The 19,082-nt window shown below is 68.3% G+C and carries 18 protein-coding genes; 14 read left to right on the plus strand and 4 right to left on the minus strand.

Translation table 11 applies throughout. The features are described 5' to 3' along the window. The first annotated feature begins 12 nt into the window (after nt 1-12). The 6 genes from rpsM to truA all read left to right on the plus strand — a co-directional run bounded on the left by rpsM (nt 13) and on the right by truA (nt 4,256). On the plus strand, nt 13-381 hold the full coding sequence (rpsM, locus tag IEV93_RS10525) for a 30S ribosomal protein S13 (RefSeq protein ID WP_045823657.1): 369 nt from the start codon (nt 13-15) through the stop codon (nt 379-381). Next, on the plus strand, nt 381-788 hold the full coding sequence (gene rpsK / locus IEV93_RS10530) for a 30S ribosomal protein S11 (protein ID WP_188489436.1): 408 nt from the start codon (nt 381-383) through the stop codon (nt 786-788). Before rpsM ends, rpsK begins: the two co-directional genes overlap by 1 nt. Nucleotides 789-810: 22 nt before the next feature. Then, on the plus strand, nt 811-1,416 hold the full coding sequence (rpsD, locus tag IEV93_RS10535; RefSeq protein WP_188489438.1) for a 30S ribosomal protein S4: 606 nt from the start codon (nt 811-813) through the stop codon (nt 1,414-1,416). A 119-nt stretch (nt 1,417-1,535) separates the two neighbouring features. Then, nucleotides 1,536-2,591 carry a DNA-directed RNA polymerase subunit alpha gene (locus tag IEV93_RS10540; RefSeq protein WP_188489440.1) on the plus strand — a complete coding sequence of 352 codons (1,056 nt, stop codon included), beginning with the start codon at nt 1,536-1,538 and terminating at the stop codon, nt 2,589-2,591. 51 nt (nt 2,592-2,642) lie between these two features. After that, complete coding sequence (gene rplQ, locus IEV93_RS10545; protein ID WP_188489442.1) at nt 2,643-3,293, plus strand: 50S ribosomal protein L17; 651 nt, start codon at nt 2,643-2,645, stop codon at nt 3,291-3,293. A gap of 18 nt (nt 3,294-3,311) precedes the next feature. Continuing rightward, nucleotides 3,312-4,256 carry a tRNA pseudouridine(38-40) synthase TruA gene (truA, locus tag IEV93_RS10550; protein ID WP_188489444.1) on the plus strand — a complete coding sequence of 315 codons (945 nt, stop codon included), beginning with the start codon at nt 3,312-3,314 and terminating at the stop codon, nt 4,254-4,256. 4 nt (nt 4,257-4,260) lie between these two features. Here truA and IEV93_RS10555 read toward each other — a convergent pair whose 3' ends face one another. Together IEV93_RS10555 and IEV93_RS10560 are read right to left on the minus strand one after the other, a co-directional pair. Further along, nucleotides 4,261-4,788 (minus strand): TM2 domain-containing protein, encoded by a 528-nt coding sequence (locus IEV93_RS10555; protein WP_188489447.1) that lies wholly within the window; start codon nt 4,786-4,788, stop codon nt 4,261-4,263. A gap of 49 nt (nt 4,789-4,837) precedes the next feature. After that, a complete protein-coding gene (locus IEV93_RS10560; RefSeq protein ID WP_371873805.1) occupies nt 4,838-5,932 on the minus strand; it encodes an alpha/beta fold hydrolase in 1,095 nt (364 codons plus the stop codon). A 98-nt stretch (nt 5,933-6,030) separates the two neighbouring features. Here IEV93_RS10560 and IEV93_RS10565 point away from each other — a divergent pair, with 98 nt between their 5' ends. After that, a complete protein-coding gene (locus IEV93_RS10565) occupies nt 6,031-6,795 on the plus strand; it encodes a DedA family protein (RefSeq protein ID WP_229705021.1) in 765 nt (254 codons plus the stop codon). On the opposite strand, the gene IEV93_RS10570 is transcribed toward IEV93_RS10565, so the two are convergent. Further along, nucleotides 6,789-8,240 (minus strand): nucleotide-binding protein, encoded by a 1,452-nt coding sequence (locus IEV93_RS10570; protein WP_188490510.1) that lies wholly within the window; start codon nt 8,238-8,240, stop codon nt 6,789-6,791. The genes IEV93_RS10565 and IEV93_RS10570 overlap by 7 nt on opposite strands. A 460-nt stretch (nt 8,241-8,700) precedes the next feature. On the opposite strand from IEV93_RS10570, the gene IEV93_RS10575 reads away from it, so the two are divergent. The 4 genes from IEV93_RS10575 to ahcY all read left to right on the plus strand — a co-directional run bounded on the left by IEV93_RS10575 (nt 8,701) and on the right by ahcY (nt 13,989). Further along, complete coding sequence (locus tag IEV93_RS10575) at nt 8,701-9,507, plus strand: ESX secretion-associated protein EspG (protein WP_188489450.1); 807 nt, start codon at nt 8,701-8,703, stop codon at nt 9,505-9,507. A gap of 97 nt (nt 9,508-9,604) precedes the next feature. Then, nucleotides 9,605-10,519 (plus strand): cation diffusion facilitator family transporter, encoded by a 915-nt coding sequence (locus IEV93_RS10580; protein WP_188489452.1) that lies wholly within the window; start codon nt 9,605-9,607, stop codon nt 10,517-10,519. 108 nt (nt 10,520-10,627) lie between these two features. Continuing rightward, nucleotides 10,628-12,202, plus strand: coding sequence for an APC family permease (locus IEV93_RS10585; RefSeq protein WP_188489454.1), 1,575 nt, complete (start codon nt 10,628-10,630; stop codon nt 12,200-12,202). Nucleotides 12,203-12,519: 317 nt separating this feature from the next. Next, nucleotides 12,520-13,989 (plus strand): adenosylhomocysteinase, encoded by a 1,470-nt coding sequence (gene ahcY / locus IEV93_RS10590; protein ID WP_188489456.1) that lies wholly within the window; start codon nt 12,520-12,522, stop codon nt 13,987-13,989. A gap of 111 nt (nt 13,990-14,100) precedes the next feature. Here ahcY and IEV93_RS10595 read toward each other — a convergent pair whose 3' ends face one another. Beyond that, on the minus strand, nt 14,101-14,736 hold the full coding sequence (locus IEV93_RS10595) for a dTMP kinase (protein ID WP_188489458.1): 636 nt from the start codon (nt 14,734-14,736) through the stop codon (nt 14,101-14,103). A gap of 117 nt (nt 14,737-14,853) precedes the next feature. On the opposite strand from IEV93_RS10595, the gene mtrA reads away from it, so the two are divergent. From mtrA to lpqB, 3 genes are read left to right on the plus strand one after another with little or no spacing between them, the layout of a single operon-like run. Beyond that, nucleotides 14,854-15,540: an MtrAB system response regulator MtrA gene (gene mtrA / locus IEV93_RS10600; protein ID WP_188489460.1), complete on the plus strand. Its 687-nt coding sequence runs from the start codon at nt 14,854-14,856 to the stop codon at nt 15,538-15,540. Further along, nucleotides 15,537-17,165, plus strand: a complete 1,629-nt coding sequence (gene mtrB / locus IEV93_RS10605; protein ID WP_308691040.1) for an MtrAB system histidine kinase MtrB — start codon at nt 15,537-15,539, stop codon at nt 17,163-17,165. Before mtrA ends, mtrB begins: the two co-directional genes overlap by 4 nt. Next, the gene (gene lpqB / locus IEV93_RS10610) at nt 17,158-18,945 is read left to right on the plus strand and encodes an MtrAB system accessory lipoprotein LpqB (RefSeq protein WP_229705023.1); all 1,788 of its coding nucleotides are present in this window, start codon (nt 17,158-17,160) and stop codon (nt 18,943-18,945) included. The genes mtrB and lpqB overlap by 8 nt, the downstream gene beginning before the upstream one ends. Nucleotides 18,946-19,082 lie beyond the last annotated feature (137 nt).

Consider the following 19,082-nt stretch of genomic DNA (forward strand, 5'->3'; position numbering starts at 1 on the left):
AGGAAATGCCAGATGGCACGTGTTTCTGGTGTAGATCTCCCGCGTGAGAAGCGCTTGGAGATCGCACTGACTTACATCTACGGGGTGGGTCGCACCACCTCGAAGGAAATCCTGGCGGGAACCGGGCTCAGCCCCGACCTCCGCGCCAAGGACCTGACCGACGCCGATGTCGCGAAGCTTCGTGAGTACATCGAAGCCTCGGTGAAGGTCGAGGGTGACCTGCGTCGCGAGGTGCAGGGCGATATCCGTCGCAAGATCGAGATCGGCTGCTACCAGGGGATCCGGCATCGCCGTGGTCTGCCCGTCCGTGGACAGCGCACCAAGACCAACGCCCGCACCCGTAAGGGACCCAAGAAGACCATCGCCGGGAAGAAGAAGTAATGCCCCCCAAGTCACGTAGTGCGGGCCCCAAGAAGGGCACGCGGCGTCGCGAGAAGAAGAACGTCCCGCACGGCAGCGCGCACATCAAGTCCACGTTCAACAACACGATCGTCTCGATCACCGACCCCGCGGGCAACGTCATCGCGTGGGCCTCGTCGGGTCACGTCGGCTTCAAGGGTTCGCGTAAGAGCACCCCGTTCGCCGCTCAGCTCGCGGCCGAGAACGCCGCCCGCAAGGCGCAGGAGCACGGCGTCAAGAAGGTCGACGTCTTCGTGAAGGGCCCGGGTTCGGGCCGCGAGACCGCGATCCGTTCACTGCAGGCCGCCGGCCTGGAGGTCGGAACGATCTCCGACGTCACCCCAGCACCCCACAACGGCTGCCGACCGCCCAAGCGGCGCCGGGTCTAGCGGGAAAGGTTAAGGAAAAACAATGGCTCGTTATACCGGACCCGCAACCAAGAAGTCGCGCCGTCTGCGCGTCGACCTCGTCGGTGGAGACCAGGCATTCGAACGTCGCCCCTACCCGCCCGGCCAGCACGGCCGCGCGCGGATCAAGGAGAGCGAATACCTGATGCAGCTGCAGGAGAAGCAGAAGGCCCGCTTCACCTACGGCGTCATGGAGAAGCAGTTCCGCCGCTACTACGAAGAGGCGAACCGTCGCAACGGCAAGACCGGTGACGAACTGCTCGCCATCCTCGAGACCCGACTCGACAACGTCGTGTACCGCGCCGGCCTGGCGCGTACCCGTCGTCAGTCGCGTCAGATGGTCACGCACGGCCACCTCACCGTCAACGGTGTGCGCGTCGACGTGCCCAGCTACCGCGTCTCGCAGTACGACATCATCGACGTCCGTCCGAAGTCGCTGCAGACCGTCCCGTTCCAGATCGCCCGCGAGATCCAGGGCGATCGCGTGGTGCCGGGTTGGCTGCAGGTGGTCCCGTCCACCCTGCGCATCCTGGTGCACTCGGTTCCCTCGCGTGCACAGATCGACGTGCCGCTCACCGAGCAGCTCATCGTCGAGTACTACTCGAAGTAATCCGGTCCGATCCGCGTCGGGAATCTCCCGGCGCGGATCGCTCCACCCCCAAGCGGCACATGCTGTTTGGTCTCTAGGGCGTCAAATAGCGGACGTCCACACAGGAGGAACACCTTTACATGCTCATCTCACAGCGACCCACACTCTCCGAGGAGATCGTCGCCGACGATCGGTCGAAGTTCGTCATCGAACCCCTCGAGCCGGGATTCGGTTACACCCTCGGTAACTCGCTGCGGCGCACGCTGCTGTCGTCCATCCCGGGCGCGGCGGTCACCAGCATCCGCATCGACGGAGTCCTGCACGAGTTCACCACCGTGCCGGGAGTCAAGGAAGACGTCACCGACATCATCCTGAACCTCAAGGGTCTGGTCGTCTCCTCGGAAGAGGACGAGCCGGTCACCATGTACGTGCGCAAGCAGGGACCGGGTGCCGTCACCGGCGCCGACATCGTGCCGCCCGCCGGCGTCACGGTGCACAACCCGGATCTGCACATCGCGACCCTGAACGACAAGGGCAAGCTCGAGGTCGAGCTCGTCGTCGAGCGTGGTCGCGGATACGTCCCCGCCGTGCAGAACAAGGCGTCGGGCGCCGAGATCGGCCGCATCCCGGTCGACTCCATCTACTCGCCCGTCCTCAAGGTGACCTACAAGGTCGAGGCCACCCGTGTCGAGCAGCGCACCGACTTCGATCGTCTGGTGCTCGACGTGGAGACCAAGAACTCCATCACCGCACGGGACGCGCTGGCCTCGGCCGGCAAGACCCTGGTGGAGCTGTTCGGGCTCGCCCGTGAGTTGAACGTCGAGGCCGAGGGCATCGAGATCGGTCCCTCGCCCGCCGAGGCCGATCACATCGCCTCGTTCAGCCTCCCGATCGAGGATCTCGAGCTGACCGTCCGGTCGTACAACTGCCTCAAGCGCGAGGGTGTCCACACCGTCGGCGAGCTGGTTGCGCGCACCGAGTCGGACCTGCTCGACATCCGCAACTTCGGTCAGAAGTCGATCGACGAGGTGAAGGTGAAGCTGCACGCACTGGGGTTGGCGCTCAAGGACAGCCCGGCAAGCTTCGATCCGTCGCAGGTCGCGGGTTACGACCCCGCCACCGGCACCTGGTCCGACCCCGCAGCCTTCGGCGACGCGGATGCGGGCGAAGACTACGCAGAGACCGAACAGCTCTAACCACACATCTTCTCCCGGCCGAGAGGCCGCGAGCTCTTCAAGGAGTCATCAATGCCCAAGCCCACCAAGGGGCGCCGCCTCGGCGGTTCGGCCTCGCACCAGAAGGCGATGCTGGCGAACCTCGCCACCGCGCTCTTCGAGCACGACCGGATCTCCACGACCGAGGCCAAGGCCAAGCGCCTGCGCCCGTACGCGGAGAAGCTGATCACCCATGCGAAGGCGGGCAATCTCGCTCATCGTCGCGAGGTGCTCAAGGACATCCGTGACAAGGACATCGTCCACAAGCTGTTCGCCGAGATCGGGCCGTCGTTCGCCGATCGCGACGGTGGCTACACCCGCATCGTCAAGACGCTGCCGCGCAAGGGCGACAACGCCCCGATGGCCGTGATCGAGCTCGTGACCGGGTCGACCGCATCGTCGGAGGCCAGCCGCGCCACCCGTGTCGCCGCATCGCAGAAGGCGGCCCCGGCCGCTGCTGCCGACTCGGCTCCGGCCGAGGCCGCTGCCGACGCCGCCGAGGACGAGAACAACGTCGTCGCGCAGGTCGAGGCCGACGCCCCTGACGCCGCCGTCGAGAACGCCGACGCCGTCGCCGAGGGCACCACCGAGGAGTCGTGGGCCGAGAGCGCCGCGGAGATCCAAGATGGCGATGCGACCGACGAGGATGCCCCGAAGTCGGATGAGAAGTCCGACGACAAGTGAGCTGATCGCTCCAGCACGATGAACACCGACGAACCCGCCGTTGACGCTGTCGACGGCGGGTTCCGTCGTTCCGAGGCCGCCGAGGCCAAGGCCCGCACGTCGGAGCCGGAGACGGTGCGGCTGCGTCTCGACATCGGCTACGACGGAACCGACTTCGCCGGCTGGGCCCGCCAGCCGGGCCTGCGCACGGTGTGCGGCGAGATCGAGCGTGTTCTCACCACGATCCTGCGGGAGCCCATCACCCTGACCGTCGCCGGACGCACCGACGCCGGCGTCCACGCCGTCGGGCAGGTCGCGCATTGCGACGTCACACGTGCGTCGCTCGACACCCGCTCGATCGCCGGCGACCCGGCCATGCTGGTCCGACGGATGGCGAAGATGCTGCCCCCGGACGCGCGGGTCAAGGCCGTCGCGGAGGTGTCCTCGGATTTCGACGCGCGGTTCGCCGCCCTGCGCAGGCATTACCGCTACCGGCTCACCGATTCGGCGTTCGGTGCCGAACCCGTCCGTGCCCGCGACACCGCGCACTGGACCCGGCCGCTCGACATCGAGCGCATGCGCGCGGCCGCCGACACCCTGATCGGTCTGCACGACTTCGCCGCGTTCTGCAAGCGCCGCGAGGGCGCGACCACCGTGCGCGATCTGCAGCGCTTCGACTGGACCGTCGAGCCCGACGGCGTGCTCGCCGCACACGTGAGCGCGGACGCGTTCTGCTGGTCGATGGTCCGCTCGCTCGTCGGTGCGGTCGGCGCGGTCGGGGAGGGTCGGCGCAGCATCGAGTGGTGCGCGGGTCTGTTGGCCGAGCGCAGCCGGTCGAGCTCGGTACCCGTGGCCCCGGCCTGCGGGCTCACCCTCATCGGGGTCGACTACCCACCGGCCGACGAGTGGGCGCGGCGCGGGGAGACCACCCGGGAGGTCCGCGGGGCGATCGGCTGCTGCGGCGAGGACCCGTCCGGGTCCTGACGAGTCAGGGACGCAGGACCTGCCCGCGGCTGTCGCGCACGCCGCCGGAGAACATCATGATCGCGTCGACGAGGGTCCAGATGCCGAGCGCCAGCAGGATGAGTACCCCGACGACGAAGAACACCGTCACCCATCCCAGGATCAGCGTGATGAGCTGTGCGATGGCGATGCCGTTGTGGCCCAGATAGAACCGGCCAGCTCCGAAACCGCCGAGGAACAGCTGCAGCAGTCCCGCACTCGTCTTGGACTTGTCCGACAGCGGGGTGCCGGTGGCCGGGTCACGCCCGTAGGGCGCCCACGGATCGGCGATGCCCGCGAAGCCGGGCACCGAGTATCCGGCCTGCCCGTAGCCCGGTGCCGGGGGCTGCTGTGCGTAGGGCGTCGTCGGGTAGCCCTGGGGTGGCAGTGACTGACCCGGGTAGGCCTGTTGGCCGTACTGCGGGGTGCCGTACTGCGACGGGTCGTATGACGGAGCGCCGTAGGGGGGCGTCGCCGACCAGCCGTCCGGGGCGGGATCTGGGGTCTCGGTCATGGGTCGATGTTCCCACGACCGCGGGGGCCGTGTGCGTCGATGAGCTCGCTCAGGTGGCGCTGCGTTCCTCGGCCATCGCGTCGAGGACCGCGAGCTGCACCGACGCGTCGCCGGTCAGGTCCGCCGACTCCGCGCCCTGGCTGAGCAGACGGGACCACTCGAGCGGATCGTGCACCATCGGCGTCGTGGTCGTCACGAACTCCTCGACCAGGTTCACGAAACGGGTCGGATCATCGTGGTACGGGAAGTGTCCGGCGCCGGTGAAGGTCGCCAGGGTGGAATGCGGCATCGCCGAATGGGCCAGCAGTGCATGGGAATACGGGATGACGGTGTCGTCGGTACCCCACACCAGCATCACGGGGAGGCGTTCGGTGAGGTAGCTGCGGTCGAGCATCGTCACCACCTGACCCCGCCAGTCGACCACCGCCCGCAGGGTGCGGATGAACGCCGAGTGCGCCGTCGGGTCGATGAGACCGTTGACGATGCGCATCACCTCGACGGCGTCGTGCAGTTGGCTGCGCACCGGCGCGGGGGCAGGCAGCGACCGGATCCGTGCGGCGCGCGCGAGGGCCGCGGTACACCGACCGAGCAGATGCGCCGCCGGGACGACCCCGGGGAGACGGAGCCCGGCGATGGCCTGGTCGAAGCCGGGTAGTGCGAGCAGTCGCAGCATCGGGCTCACGTCGCGGGTCACACCACCGGCCGCCACGAGCACCAGGCGTTCGACGAACTCGGGGAACTGGTAGCAGAACTGCATCGCGACGCCGCCGCCGAGCGAGTGACCGACGACCGTGACGCGGCGGATGTTCAGCACCGACAGGAGGTCGCGCATGCCGTTGGCGTAGGCCGCCACCGAATAGTCCGCGCGCGGCTTGTCCGACAGCCCGTGGCCGAGCAGGTCCGGCGCGATGACCGTGTAGTGCTGGGCGAGCATGTCGATGACCTCGGTCCACGTCGACGAGTTGTCGCCGATGCCGTGGATGAGCAGCAGCGCGGGTCCGCTGCCGGCCACGCGGTACGCCCGCCGATATCCGTGGATCGTCCGGAACTCGACCGACTGGGCTGAGGTCGGGACAGGGCGCAACACCGTCGATTTCGCCACGGGGCCACTCCTCGCTCTCCGGAGCGGTCTCGTCTGTGACACCGCGTCGCCTCTCAGTAGACCCCAGGTCGGCCGCACCCGCTGACCACGGACGCAGATCGGTACGGATGACCGGGGGATGAACTCCCGGACTCGGGACGATGAAACCTGCCGCGCGCACCGGCGGGCACCTCGGCGATCTCGGTATCGTCGGCGCAGTGAACCCGTTCGACGTGAGCTCTTTCATGGCCACGGGCGGACTGATCGGTCTCTGTGTCCTGGTGTTCTTCGAGACCGGCGTCCTCATCGGGTTCGTCTTTCCCGGCGACTCCCTGCTGTTCACCGCGGGAATCCTCGCCGCGCAACCCGATCCGTACGCCCCGCTGTGGCTGCCGTGTGTGCTCGTCCCGCTGTCGGCCGCGCTCGGCGACCAGTGCGGCTACTTCATCGGACGCCGGTTGGGAGCCGGGGTGCTGCAGGGTCGGGTGATGCGGTTCATCGGCCCCGAACCCGTCGACCGGACGCACCGGTTCTTCGAGCGGTACGGGCCCCTGACGGTGTTCTTCGGCCGTTTCATCGGCATCGTGCGCACCCTGGTCCCCCTGCTCGCCGGGTTCACCCGGATGCGCCACCGGGACTTCACGATCTTCTCGATCCTGGGCAGCACCTTCTGGGGTGCCGGGATCATCGTGCTCGGCTACCTGCTGGGCGACGTGAAGGTGATCGCCGAGAACATCGATCTGATGATCATGGCGTCGGCGGCCACGGTCATCGTGCCCATCACCGTCCACCTCGTCCGACGCGGACTGGCGCGGCGTCGTGCGAACCGCGCCGAGTCCCCCGGCCGGGCCGTGTCCGACGAGGCGGCGACCGATGACCCTGCGACCGGGGCCGACGAGCGGCCGGTCACCGCCCGCGGTCACTGATAGAACGGATCCGTCCGACGCAGGTTGGTCGAGGAGAAGTCGTCGGCGACCGTCGCGGCCAGCTCGACGAGCGCCCGGTGGGTGCCCTTGCCCAGCAGATCGAGGTCCATCTCGGCCCCCTCGGCGAGGTGGTCGTCGAACGGGATCATCTGCACGGCGCGGCACCGGGTGAGGAAGTGCTGGCTGAGCTGCTTGGTGTCGATGGTCGACGCACCCGATCGCGACGAGCTCAGGACCACGACCGCGCGGCTGACGAGGTGGCCGTAGCCGTGCGCCTGCAACCAGTCCAGCGTCGCTCCCGCACTGCGCGCGCCGTCGATCGCCGGCGAGCTGACCAGGATCAACGCATTGGCCAGGTCGAGCACGCCGTTCATCGCCGAATGGCTCAGTCCGGTACCGCAGTCGGTCAGGATGATGTTGTAGAACCGCTGCAGGACCCGCATCACGCCGCGGTAGTCCTGCTCGCTGAACGCCTCGGCGACGGCCGGATCCCGTTCGGAGGCAAGGACCTCCAGGCGGCTCGGACTCTGCGAGGTGTGCGCGCGGACATCGGAGTACCGGTAGATGGACGTGTCGGCGAGCAGGTCGCGGACGGTGGACCGCGTCTGCTGCGGGATCCGCTGGGCCAGCGTGCCGAGGTCGGGGTTCGCGTCGACCGCGATCACCCGATCCCCGCGCAGCGACGAGTAGATCGAGCCGAGGCCGACCGTGGTGGTCGTCTTGCCGACACCACCCTTGAGTGACAGGACCGCGATCCGGTAGTCGCCGCGGACCGGCCGGTTCACACGCTCGACGAGCTGTTGGTAGTGGAGGTCGTCGGGGGAGTCGCCCGGGTTGATCGTGCCCGCCGAGATCCGGTGCACGGCGCGCCGCCATCCGCTCCCCGGCGCGCGACGGGCCTTGCGCAGCAACGCGACCTCGTCGATCGACGAGCGGCCGGGTCGGCTCTCGGCGGGAGCGGACGGCCCCGGGGGACGACCGAACGGGTCCGACGCCGGGTTGATCGGCGGCTGATGCTGCGCAGCTCCGGGTCCGGGACCCTGCGGCCAGGGCTGCCCCTGCGGCCCGTTCTGCCCTTGAGGTCCGTTCTGCCACGGCACGCCCTGGGCGGGCGGCGGGCCGGGGGAGAACCGGGGGTCGTGGTGACCGGGCCCCGGGTCGGACGGTGGTCGGTGCTGCTCGAACGGGGGCGGAAACGGCGGTTGGCCGTACTGCGGGTTCGGCGTGTGGGGGGGTGCGTCGTCCGGCGGTGCCGGCGGCCGCGGCGCGTCGGATCCGACGGTGGGGATCCATCGCGTCGCGTCGTCGAGGCCGTCATCGGAGGGCTGTGGCCCTCCGCCCGGCAGCCAGGACGGTGCGGCGCTGGGTGGCGGTGTGGCGGTCTCGCGTTCGATGGAGTCGAACTCCGGCGTCCCGGCCGTCTCGGAGGCGGCCTCGCGGTCCATGTGACGACCGGCCGATCGCTGATCGGGGGTCTCACCGAGATCGCCCGGCGACCGGTCGGCGGCCGCGGGTGCCGATCCGTTCTGCTCGTCTCCCGCGCCCGTTCGCAGCCACGGAGGTGTGCCGTTGTTGTCGAAACTCACTGAAAGATTCCCCTGACGATGACGTGACCGGCACAAATGTGTCGTCCGCGGTGAAGCCTGCGTCCCGTGAGCCGACCCCCGCCGGATCCCGAGGAGTACCCGAGCTTTCCGGCATGGCGAGTTTACTACCGGTCATCGGATCGTCGATGGACGCCTGATTCGTGCACAGCTTGGTTGGTGTCCACAACCTGGTCGGCGACCGACGGTGAACCTGTCCATGAGCCGATCGCATCCGGTGCCCGTGCCGACGGCCTGTGGCACCATCTCCTCCACGCGGTATGGCCGCGCAGCTCCGCGGGGGGAGGTCGGAACGGTGAACGTGAGGACGACACAAACGGCCGAGGTGTCGCTCAGCTCGGATGCACTCATCCGATTGGGTCTGGCCGGTGGTGTGGCGGCATGGCCCTCGGTACTCGATCTGGTCCCGCCCGGTGGCCGCACCGACGACGGACCGACCGCGGACACCCTTCCGGTCGACGAGATGCGTGCGATCGGGCTCGTCGACGAGCAGGCCAGGCCGACCCCGTGGACCGAGGCGACGCTGGCGGTGCTCGGGACCCCGGACGCGCAGATCGACATCTGCATCACCGACGACACCGCCATCCACCGGGCGTGCCTCGTGCGCCGGGGTTTCGACCACGTCTTCGCGGTGCGCTCGGGCGACACCATCGAACTGTCGGCCCCACGGATCGTCGATGTCGACGACATCGGGCGGGTGGTCGGGTCGGTGTTCGGTGCCGCCGAGGTCGCGCAGTTCGCCGGGCTCAGTGTGCCCACCAACGAGTTGCGCGACCGACTCGACCGGTGCGAGTGCGTCGACGACTACGCCGCCTGTTTCTGCGCGGTCGGCGCGACCCGCTCCGACGCCCACACCATGTCGCTGGCGTTCGAGACCTGCCGCGCGCGTGGCGAGTTGGTCGCCACCTCGACGCTCGACGGCGTGCGCACGGAATCGTCGGGAACGGTGTCGGTCTACGACACCGACCACGGCCGGATCATCGCCGAACCCAGCATCGCCCGCGACGGCCGCATGTGGACGACGATCGCACCCGGTTCGGGGGACCGGATGGGTCACGCGGTGAACCAACTGCTCGAGACAATGCGCGGGCAGGGCTGGATGCCCTGATCACGCCGGACCCGGGAGATCGTGCGCATTGCACCGACATCCACCACGGCGGGCGTTAGGGTTCACCGGTACGTCTCACCGGTGACGGAAGGATCCCATGTCGGCCGAGGGCTCGAAGAAGGCGATCATCGCGGCACTCGCGGCCAACGCGGGGATCGCCGTGGCGAAGTTCGTGGGTTTCGCGATCACGGGATCGTCGTCGATGCTCGCCGAGGCCGTCCACTCGGTGGCCGACACGTCCAACCAGGGGCTGCTGCTCCTGGGGCAACGGGAGGCCGCGAAGTCGGCGAACCGGTTGCATCCCTTCGGGTACGGACGCAGTCGTTACTTCTACTCGTTCGTCGTCGCGCTGGTGCTGTTCACGCTCGGATCGCTGTTCGCGCTCTACGAGGGGTACGAGAAGATCGTGCACCCGCACGAGCTCGAGTCGCCGATCGTCGCGGTCGTCATCCTCGTCCTCGCGATCTGCCTCGAGGGTTACAGCTTCTCCACCGCCTACCGCGAGTCGCGCCCGCTCAAGGGCAGCGCGTCCTGGTGGCGGTTCATCCGCAACTCGCGCAATCCGGAGCTGCCGGTGGTGCTGCTCGAGGACACCGGCGCCTTGATCGGGCTCGCGTTCGCACTCGGCGGCGTCGGACTCGCCACGATCACCGGCGACGCGGTCTGGGACGGCATCGGGACGATGGCCATCGGGATCCTGCTCGGCGTCATCGCCATCATCCTGATCGTCGAGATGCACAGCCTGCTCATCGGTGAGGGCGCCACCGCCTCCGACGAGAAGACGTTGATGACCGCCCTGGGATCTGAAGCCGGCATCGATCGCGTCATCCACATGAAGACCCAGTACCTCGGCCCCGACGAACTGCTCGTCGCCGCGAAGTTCGCCACCCCCGCGGGAGCGAGCGCACTGCAGATCGCCGACACCATCAACTCGGCCGAGGCAAAGATCCGCGAGACCCTGCCGATCGCGCGGGTCATCTATCTCGAGCCCGACATAGACCGGGGAATGTGACACCCGCCACCCTCGGCATGGCAAGGTGAGCGTCACCGAAGAATCCGACATCCGTCCGGCCGAGATCCCGACCGGATGCGTCACGTCCCGACCGTCAGGAGTTCGCCAATGACGCGATCCGACCCCCTAAGGAAATCGCCGCAGGCGCAGCGCTCGATACGGCACTCGCTCACCCGCACCAAGTCGGTGGAGCAGTCGATGGCCGACACCGACGAGCCCGGCTCACAGCTCAAGAAGAGTCTCACCTGGATCGACCTCACCGTCTTCGGTGTCTCCGTCGTCATCGGCGCGGGCATCTTCACCATCACCGCGTCCACGGCGGGCAACCTCGCGGGCCCGGCCATCTCGATCTCGTTCATCATGGCCGCCATCGCCTGTGGGCTCGCGGCCCTGTGTTACGCGGAGTTCGCCTCGACCGTTCCCGTCGCCGGATCGGCGTACACGTTCGGTTATGCGACCTTCGGTGAGTTCCTCGCCTGGATCCTGGGCTGGGACCTCGTCCTCGAGTTCGCGGTCGGCGCCGCGGTGGTGTCCAAGGGGTGGTCGAGCTATCTCGGCACGGTCTTCGGGTTCTCCGGCGGCACCGCCGAGGTCGGGGGACTCGACGTCGACTGGGGAGCACTGGTCATCGTCGCGGCGATCACCAGCCTGCTGGTGTTGGGGACCAAGCTGTCGTCGCGGGTCAGCGCGGTCATCACTGCGGTGAAGGTGGCGGTGGTCCTGCTCGTCATCATCGTCGGGTTCTTCTACGTCAAGACCTCGAACTACTCGAACTTCATCCCCGAGTCGGAGCCGTCGGAGAGTGGCGGCAAGTCGGTCGAGTCGACGCTGTTCTCGCTCATCACCGGCGGTGGCGACTCCAACTACGGCTGGTACGGACTCCTCGCGGCCGCATCGATCGTGTTCTTCGCGTTCATCGGATTCGACGTGGTCGCGACCACCGCGGAGGAGACGAAGAACCCCAAGCGCGATGTGCCGCGCGGCATCCTGACCTCACTGGCGATCGTCACCGTCCTGTACGTGCTCGTCACGATCGTCGTCACCGGGATGGTCAACTACAAGGAGCTCGCGACCTCGGCGGGTGACGGCGAGCCGAAGAACCTCGCCTACGCGTTCGGTCTGAACGGCATCACCTGGGCCGAGAAGGCGATCTCCATCGGCGCGTTGGCCGGACTCACCACCGTCGTCATGGTGTTGATGCTCGGCCAGGCCCGCGTGCTGTTCGCCATGAGCCGCGACGGACTGCTGCCCCGCGGACTGGGCAAGACCAGCGCCCGGGGCACGCCGGCCCGCATCCAGATCCTCGTCGGCGTCGTCGTCGCGGTGGTCGCCGGGTTCTTCCCCATCGACAAGCTCGAGGAGATGGTCAACGTCGGCACGCTCTTCGCGTTCGTCGTCGTGGCCGCCGGTGTCATCGTCCTGCGACGCAAGCGCCCCGACCTCAAGCGCGGGTTCACCGTCCCGTGGATGCCGGTGATCCCGATTCTCGCGATCGTGTCCTGCGTCTGGCTGATGCTCAACCTCTCGGCGCTCACCTGGATCCGCTTCGTCGTCTGGATGGCGATCGGCGTGCTGTTCTACTTCGCCTACAGCCGACGGCACTCCATGGTCGGCAGGCGCGAGCGAGGCGAGATCGACTCGGTGGAGGGGAAGGCCACGCACCCGGTGGGTTCGGAGACCTGACGCGACAACCGCACCCGTTCCACCCGACACCCCGTCGATCACCTGATCGGCGGGGTGTCGTCGTGTGCGCTGTCCACCGCAACGTCGGCGAGGTCCGCAACGCCCTGCGCGACCCCACCGCCGCGCACCGGTGAACCGACGGGATCGTCCGGTTCGGCTGGGGACGGTCACAAAACGGACCGTTCCCCGGTGCGACATGGCCCAGTCGTCACGATCCCGTCAGACGCTGTTTTCGCGGTTGAGCGGTCTGTTCGTTAACCTGTAGGGCGACACATCGGTCCCGATCACCGGAGCCGGTCGCCAACCAGGAGTACTACATGACATCGGTTCAGACAGCCCTCAGTGCGGACAACCTCGGCGGGATCGACTTCAAGGTCGCGGACCTCTCTCTCGCCGCCTACGGCCGGCTGGAGATCGACCTGGCCGAGGCGGAGATGCCCGGACTGATGGAGCTGCGTCGTGAGTACGCAGATGTGGCCCCGCTGAAGGGTGCCCGCATCTCCGGTTCGCTGCACATGACCACCCAGACCGCCGTCCTGATCGAGACCCTCGTCTCGCTGGGCGCCGAGGTCCGCTGGGCCTCGTGCAACATCTTCTCCACCCAGGACCACGCCGCCGCGGCCATCGTCGTCGGCCCGTACGGAACCCCCGAGGAGCCCAAGGGCATCCCGGTCTTCGCATGGAAGGGCGAGAGCCTGGAGGAGTACTGGTGGTGCGCCGAGCAGATGCTGACCTGGCCCGACGAGCCGGCCAACATGATCCTCGACGACGGTGGCGACGCCACCATGATGGTGCTGCGCGGCGCGCAGTTCGAGAAGGCGGGCGTCGTCCCGCCGGTCGAGGACAACGACTCGGCCGAGTACACGATCTTCCTCAACCAGCTGCGTGAGCGCTTCGAGACCGACAAGACCAAGTGGTCGACGATCGCCGAGTCGGTCAAGGGTGTCACCGAGGAGACCACCACCGGCGTGCTGCGCCTGTACCAGTTCGCCGCCGCCGGTGAGCTGACCTTCCCGGCCATCAACGTCAACGACTCGGTCACCAAGAGCAAGTTCGACAACAAGTACGGCACCCGCCACTCGCTGATCGACGGCATCAACCGCGCCACCGACGTCCTCATCGGCGGCAAGAAGGTCCTCCTCGCCGGCTACGGCGACGTGGGCAAGGGCTGCGCCGAGTCGCTCGCCGGCCAGGGCGCCCGCGTCCAGGTCACCGAGATCGACCCGATCAACGCGCTGCAGGCGCTTATGGACGGCTACGACGTCGTCACCGTCGAGGACGCGATCGGCAAGGCCGACATCGTCATCACCTCGACCGGCAACCTGGGCATCATCACCCTCGATCACATGCGCCAGATGAAGGACAAGGCGATCCTGGGCAACATCGGTCACTTCGACAACGAGATCGACATGGCCGGGCTGGAGAACTCCGGCGCCAAGCGTGTCGTCGTCAAGCCGCAGGTCGACCAGTGGATCTTCGACAGCGGCAAGTCGATCATCGTGCTGAGCGAGGGTCGTCTACTGAACCTGGGCAACGCCACCGGCCACCCGTCGTTCGTGATGAGCAACAGCTTCTCGAACCAGGTCATCGCGCAGATCGAGGTCTGGACCAAGAACGACGAGTACGACAACGAGGTCTACCGCCTCCCGAAGCACCTCGACGAGAAGGTCGCCAAGATCCACGTCGAGGCACTCGGTGGCACGCTCACCAAGCTCACCAAGGAGCAGGCCGAGTACATCAACGTCGATGTCGAGGGCCCGTTCAAGCCCGATCACTACCGCTACTGATCTCCTCAGAGCACCGCGGTCTGACCGACCGCTCCCGCGACAGCGAAACGCTCCCGCGACTGGAATCCCAGTCGCGGGAGCGTTTTCGTGTCGCGGGAAGGGCTGCGGCCCTCAGGCGGTGAGCAGGTCGTCGGCGAGCGACGGCGCGAGATTCGCGTCGAGAACCCACCACGGCGAGAGCCAATTGATCTGTGCGAGTTGGCGGTACACCGCATCGACGTCGCGCTGCAGGTTGTTGTCACGTTCGTAGAGGTCGCGGCCCCGGGTCGCGTCGGCGTCCCCGCGCGCGGCCGCGCGCCCCATCGCGACCTCGGCGGGCACGTCGATGAGCAGGTGATGGTCGGGCACCGGTAGGGCGAAGCGGTGGAACTCCAGTTCGGCCACCCACTCCACGGCATCGCCGGCGGCGTCCTGACCGCAGCGAGCGGCGGTGTAGGCGGCGTTGGACGCGACGTAACGGTCGAGCAGCACCACATCGGATTCGCCGAGCGCCGTCCGGATGTCGCGGGCCGCGCCGGCACGATCGAGCGCGAACAGCATCGCCATCGCGTACGAGCTCGAGCGAAGATCGCCGTGGGCGCCGTGCAGGGCCTCGGCGGCGATGTCGGCGTGGACCGATTCGCCGTAACGCGGGAAGGCCATCGTCGTCACCCGACGTCCGGCGTCACGCCACCTGCTGGTCAGGCCGTCGACGAGCGTGCGCTTGCCCGCGCCGTCGATTCCTTCCACCGCGATCAGAACTCCCACACCGCAGAGACTAGTCAGCGTGGCGCCACATTCGACGTCGGTGGCGCCGGACGCGCCGGTCAGGGCCTGTGTGGGCCTCGGCGCGCCACCCGCACGTTCACCGTCGTCGGTGTCACCATGGGGGTCATGAAGCCCAGGATTCTCGTCGTGGACGATGACGCGGCACTAGCGGAGATGCTCACCATCGTGCTGCGTGGCGAGGGTTTCGAGCCGTTCGTCGTCGGTGACGGCACCCAGGCGCTCGCCGCGGTCCGCGAGATCCGACCCGATCTGGTGCTGCTAGACCTGATGTTGCCCGGCATGAACGGCATCGACGTGTGCCGCGTGCTGCGCGCCGACTCCGGCGTGCCGATCGTGATGCTGACCGCCAAGAGCGACACCGTCGACATCGTCCTGGGCCTCGAGTCCGGCGCCGACGACTACATGGTCAAGCCGTTCAAGCCCAAGGAGCTCGTCGCCCGCGTCCGCGCCCGACTGCGTCGCACCGACGACGAGCCCGCCGAGTTGCTGTCCATCGGCCCCGTCGAGATCGACGTGCCCGCCCACAAGGTGACCCGCGACGGCAACCAGATCTCGCTGACCCCGCTCGAGTTCGACCTCCTCGTGGCCCTCGCGCGCAAGCCGCGGCAGGTGTTCACGCGTGACGTGTTGCTCGAGCAGGTGTGGGGATATCGGCATCCGGCCGACACGCGGCTGGTCAACGTCCACGTACAGCGGCTGCGTGCCAAGGTCGAGCTCGACCCGGAGAACCCGGAGGTCGTGTTGACGGTGAGAGGGGTCGGCTACAAGGCCGGCCCGCCGTGATCGGGCGGTCTCGTCGCAGGATCAACCCCACCTTCCCGCGTGCCCTGCGGAGGTGGTCGACGGCGGGCCGATTCGTCGGACGTATCTGGCGCCGCTCGCTGCAGTTGCGTGTCGTCGTCTCGACAATGGTGCTCTCGTTCGTCGTCCTGCTGATCCTCGGGTTCGTGCTGACCAGTCAGATCACCGACCGACTGCTCGACCTCAAACTGCGTGCTGCCACCGAGGAGATCGATCGCGCCCGCACCTCGGTCGAGCGAGACCTCTCCGGCGGCGACGCCAACGCGTCGATCCAGAACCGGCTGCGTCAGACGCGGTCCATCCTCACCGACCGCGACGTCGACACCACCCCGGCCTCGGGCGTGGTCGGCACCTTCGACACCGTCCTGCTGGTACAGGGCGGGGGACCGCAGGACACCGCATCGGTCGGCCCGATCGAGGAGATCCCCGACACCCTGCGGCGGATGGTGCGCGCCGGGCAGATCGCCTATCAGTACTCGTCGGTCGAGGGGTCGACGGGTCGGAAGACGCCCGCGCTGATCGTCGGCACCCCGACCTCGTCGGGCATCAGCGGTCTCGAGTTGTACCTCGTGTTCCCGCTGACCAACGAGGAGAGCACGGTGTCGCTGGTGCGCGGCACGATCTTCACCGGCGGACTCGTCCTGCTGGGTCTGCTCGCGGCCATCGCGATGCTGGTGTCGCGGCAGGTGGTCATCCCGGTCCGGTCGGCGTCGCGGATCGCGGTGCGTTTCGCCGACGGCCGGCTCAAGGAACGAATGCCCGTACGCGGCGAGGACGACATGGCCCGGCTGGCGATGTCGTTCAACGACATGGCCGAGAGTCTGTCGAAACAGATCACCCACCTCGAGGAGTTCGGCGGACTGCAACGGCAGTTCACCTCCGACGTCAGCCACGAACTGCGCACCCCGCTGACCACCGTGCGCATGGCCAGCGACGTGCTCTACGACGGCCGCGAGGACCTCGACCCGGTGCGCAAACGGTCGGTCGAGTTGCTCAACAAGGAACTCGACCGCTTCGAGACCCTGCTCGGTGAGCTGCTCGAGATCTCCCGGCACGACGCCGGTGTCGCCGAACTCGCCGCCGAACGCGTCAGCATGAGCATCGCCATCGACGGCGCGTTGGCGACGGTGCGCCACCTCGCCGAGGAGACCGACACCCCGCTGGTCCTCGACCTGCCCGAGGAGCCGGTGCTCGCCGAGATCGACCCGCGCCGTGTCGAGCGGATCCTGCGCAACCTGATGGCCAACGCCATCGACCACGGCGAGCAACGTCCGGTGACCCTGACCATGCGTTCGGACGGCGATGCCGTCGCGATCACCGTGCGCGACCGGGGGATCGGTCTGCGTCCGGGCGAGGAGAAGTTGGTGTTCAACCGGTTCTGGAGGTCGGATCCGTCGCGGTTCCGCCGCTCGGGTGGCACCGGCCTCGGTCTTGCCATCAGCATCGAGGACGCCCGACTGCACCAGGGGCGTCTCGAAGCCTGGGGCGAGCCGGGCAAGGGCGCATCCTTCCGGCTCACCCTCCCTCTCGTCCGCGGACACAAAGTGCTGGGAAGTCCGTTGCCGCTCAAGCCCGTTGGCGCGCGTAAGGTGAACGGCCGTGAGTGAGCACCGCGGTGACCCCCGCCCCTCGGTGACCGCACGGCGTCCTCGGTGGACGCTGCTGATCCTGCTGTGCGCGGTCATCACCGGCATCACCGGCTGCGTCTCCATCCCGACCAGTTCCAGCCCGCAGCCGATCGGGTCGCTGGAGCGGCGAGCGCCCGCGGTCAACGTCCCGACGCCGCGCCCCGGCATGGACCCCGAGTCGTTGGTGCGTGACTTCCTCAAGGCGACGGCGAACCCGAGTTCGGGACATCTCGCCGCGCGCCAGTACCTGACCCGCTCGGCGTCGGACGCCTGGGACGACCGTGGCGGTGCGTTGATCCTGGGCCAGATCAACGTGCTCACCGACGCCAGGACCGACAGCACGTTCACCGCGCGCATCATCGGCGACAACGCGGGCACGCTGCAGTCCAACGGCCATCTCGTCCCCGCGACCGGTCGGGTCGAGAGCAGGCTGTCGATGGTGCTCGTGGACGGTCAGTGGCGCATCGACGGTGCCCTGCCCAGTGGCGTCATGATCGACCGGACACAGTTCACGTCCAGCTACCGACCGCGGGATCTGTTCTATCCCAATGCCTCCGGCGAGTACCTGGTCGCCGACCCGCGATGGCTCTACTCCACGGGGGAAGACTTCTCCGATCAGCTCGTCGACCTGCTGGTGGCGGGACCGTCCGACGAGCTCGCTCGCGCGGTGGTCACCGAGTTCCCCGCGGGCGCCGCTCTGCGGGGCTCGATCGAGACGACGCCGACCGGAGGTGTGCGGATCGAACTGACCGGGCTGAGCTCGTTGGCCGAACGCAACCGGACCCTGCTCGCGGCGCAGCTGATCTGGACCCTGAACAAGTCGGACGTGCCCGGGCCCTTCGTCATCGACGCCGACGGCGCACCGCTCAACGACCGGTACTCGAGCGGATGGCGGACCACCGACGTCGCCTCGCTCGACCCCACCGACGCGACGCAGTCGTCGCTCGGACTGCACGTGATCCGCGCAGGCGCGCTCGATCGCGTCGAGGGCGGTCGGCTCGTCCCGGTCGCAGGTCCTCTCGGAACGTCGAACGCGCTGTTGTCGGCGACCATCTCGACCGACGGCGGACGGGTCGCCGCAGTCGCTCGCAACAACGCGCCCCAGCCCGCGCCGGCGCAGGCCCTACAGGTCGGCGACTACGGTGCCGCCACGACGACCATGGCCACCGGCACCGTCATCTCGCGTCCGTCGTTCGGTCCCGACCGCGACACGATCTGGGCGGTCGTCGACGGTCGGGTGCTGCGGTGGGCGCGGGACGCGACTGGGACCGCGCAGGCGCCGGTGGTGGTCGACTCCGACGCCGTGTCCTCGGTGGCCCGCGGGGTCATCACCGAGCTGCGGGTCTCCCGTGACGGGGCCCGCGTGGCGGCGATCGTCGGGGGCAAGACCGTGCTGGCCGTGATCTCGACCGCGGCCGACGGCGCGGTGTCGCTGACCGGCGCGCGCGACGCGGCGTTCAACATCGCCGGGCAGGCGGTCTCGCTCGACTGGATCTCCGGCGACACCGTCGTGGTCGCCCGCAACACCAGCGACACCCCGGTCGTCCAGGTCAGCATCGACGGGACGCCCGCGGTCGGGCTCCTCAGCGGCAACCTCACCCCGCCGGTCACCGCGGTGGTCGGGGACACCTCGACGCTCTACGCCGCCGACAGCCGGGGCATCCTGCAGCTCGGCAGCACCAACGGCGAGCCCGACCAGTACTGGAACGAGGTCGCGCCGACCATGGGCTCGCAGTCCATCCCGGTACTGCCGCAGTGACCTGACCCGTCGCGGCGGCGCCGTCGAGTGGGCCTAAACGACCCGCCGAACGTGCCGAAACCACCCGCCGAGCGGGCCGAATCCACCCGCCGAGTGGGCCAAAACCACCCGCCGAGCGGGCCGTCGCCGGTCAGTGG

The organism is Williamsia phyllosphaerae (genome assembly GCF_014635305.1).
In the GTDB taxonomy this organism is placed as follows: Bacteria; Actinomycetota; Actinomycetes; order Mycobacteriales; family Mycobacteriaceae; genus Williamsia_A; species Williamsia_A phyllosphaerae.

Bases quoted from the DNA above. Each gene is read 5' to 3' on its own strand.
- rpsM (WP_045823657.1), top strand. From the start codon at position 13: ATGGCACGTGTTTCTGGTGTAGATCTCCCGCGTGAGAAGCGCTTGGAG.
- rpsK (WP_188489436.1), top strand. From the start codon at position 381: ATGCCCCCCAAGTCACGTAGTGCGGGCCCCAAGAAGGGCACGCGGCGT.
- rpsD (WP_188489438.1), top strand. From the start codon at position 811: ATGGCTCGTTATACCGGACCCGCAACCAAGAAGTCGCGCCGTCTGCGC.
- IEV93_RS10540 (WP_188489440.1), top strand. From the start codon at position 1,536: ATGCTCATCTCACAGCGACCCACACTCTCCGAGGAGATCGTCGCCGAC.
- rplQ (WP_188489442.1), top strand. From the start codon at position 2,643: ATGCCCAAGCCCACCAAGGGGCGCCGCCTCGGCGGTTCGGCCTCGCAC.
- truA (WP_188489444.1), top strand. From the start codon at position 3,312: ATGAACACCGACGAACCCGCCGTTGACGCTGTCGACGGCGGGTTCCGT.
- IEV93_RS10555 (WP_188489447.1), bottom strand. From the start codon at position 4,788: ATGACCGAGACCCCAGATCCCGCCCCGGACGGCTGGTCGGCGACGCCC.
- IEV93_RS10565 (WP_229705021.1), top strand. From the start codon at position 6,031: ATGAAACCTGCCGCGCGCACCGGCGGGCACCTCGGCGATCTCGGTATC.
- IEV93_RS10570 (WP_188490510.1), bottom strand. From the start codon at position 8,240: ATGGACCGCGAGGCCGCCTCCGAGACGGCCGGGACGCCGGAGTTCGAC.
- IEV93_RS10580 (WP_188489452.1), top strand. From the start codon at position 9,605: ATGTCGGCCGAGGGCTCGAAGAAGGCGATCATCGCGGCACTCGCGGCC.
- IEV93_RS10585 (WP_188489454.1), top strand. From the start codon at position 10,628: ATGACGCGATCCGACCCCCTAAGGAAATCGCCGCAGGCGCAGCGCTCG.
- ahcY (WP_188489456.1), top strand. From the start codon at position 12,520: ATGACATCGGTTCAGACAGCCCTCAGTGCGGACAACCTCGGCGGGATC.
- mtrA (WP_188489460.1), top strand. From the start codon at position 14,854: ATGGGGGTCATGAAGCCCAGGATTCTCGTCGTGGACGATGACGCGGCA.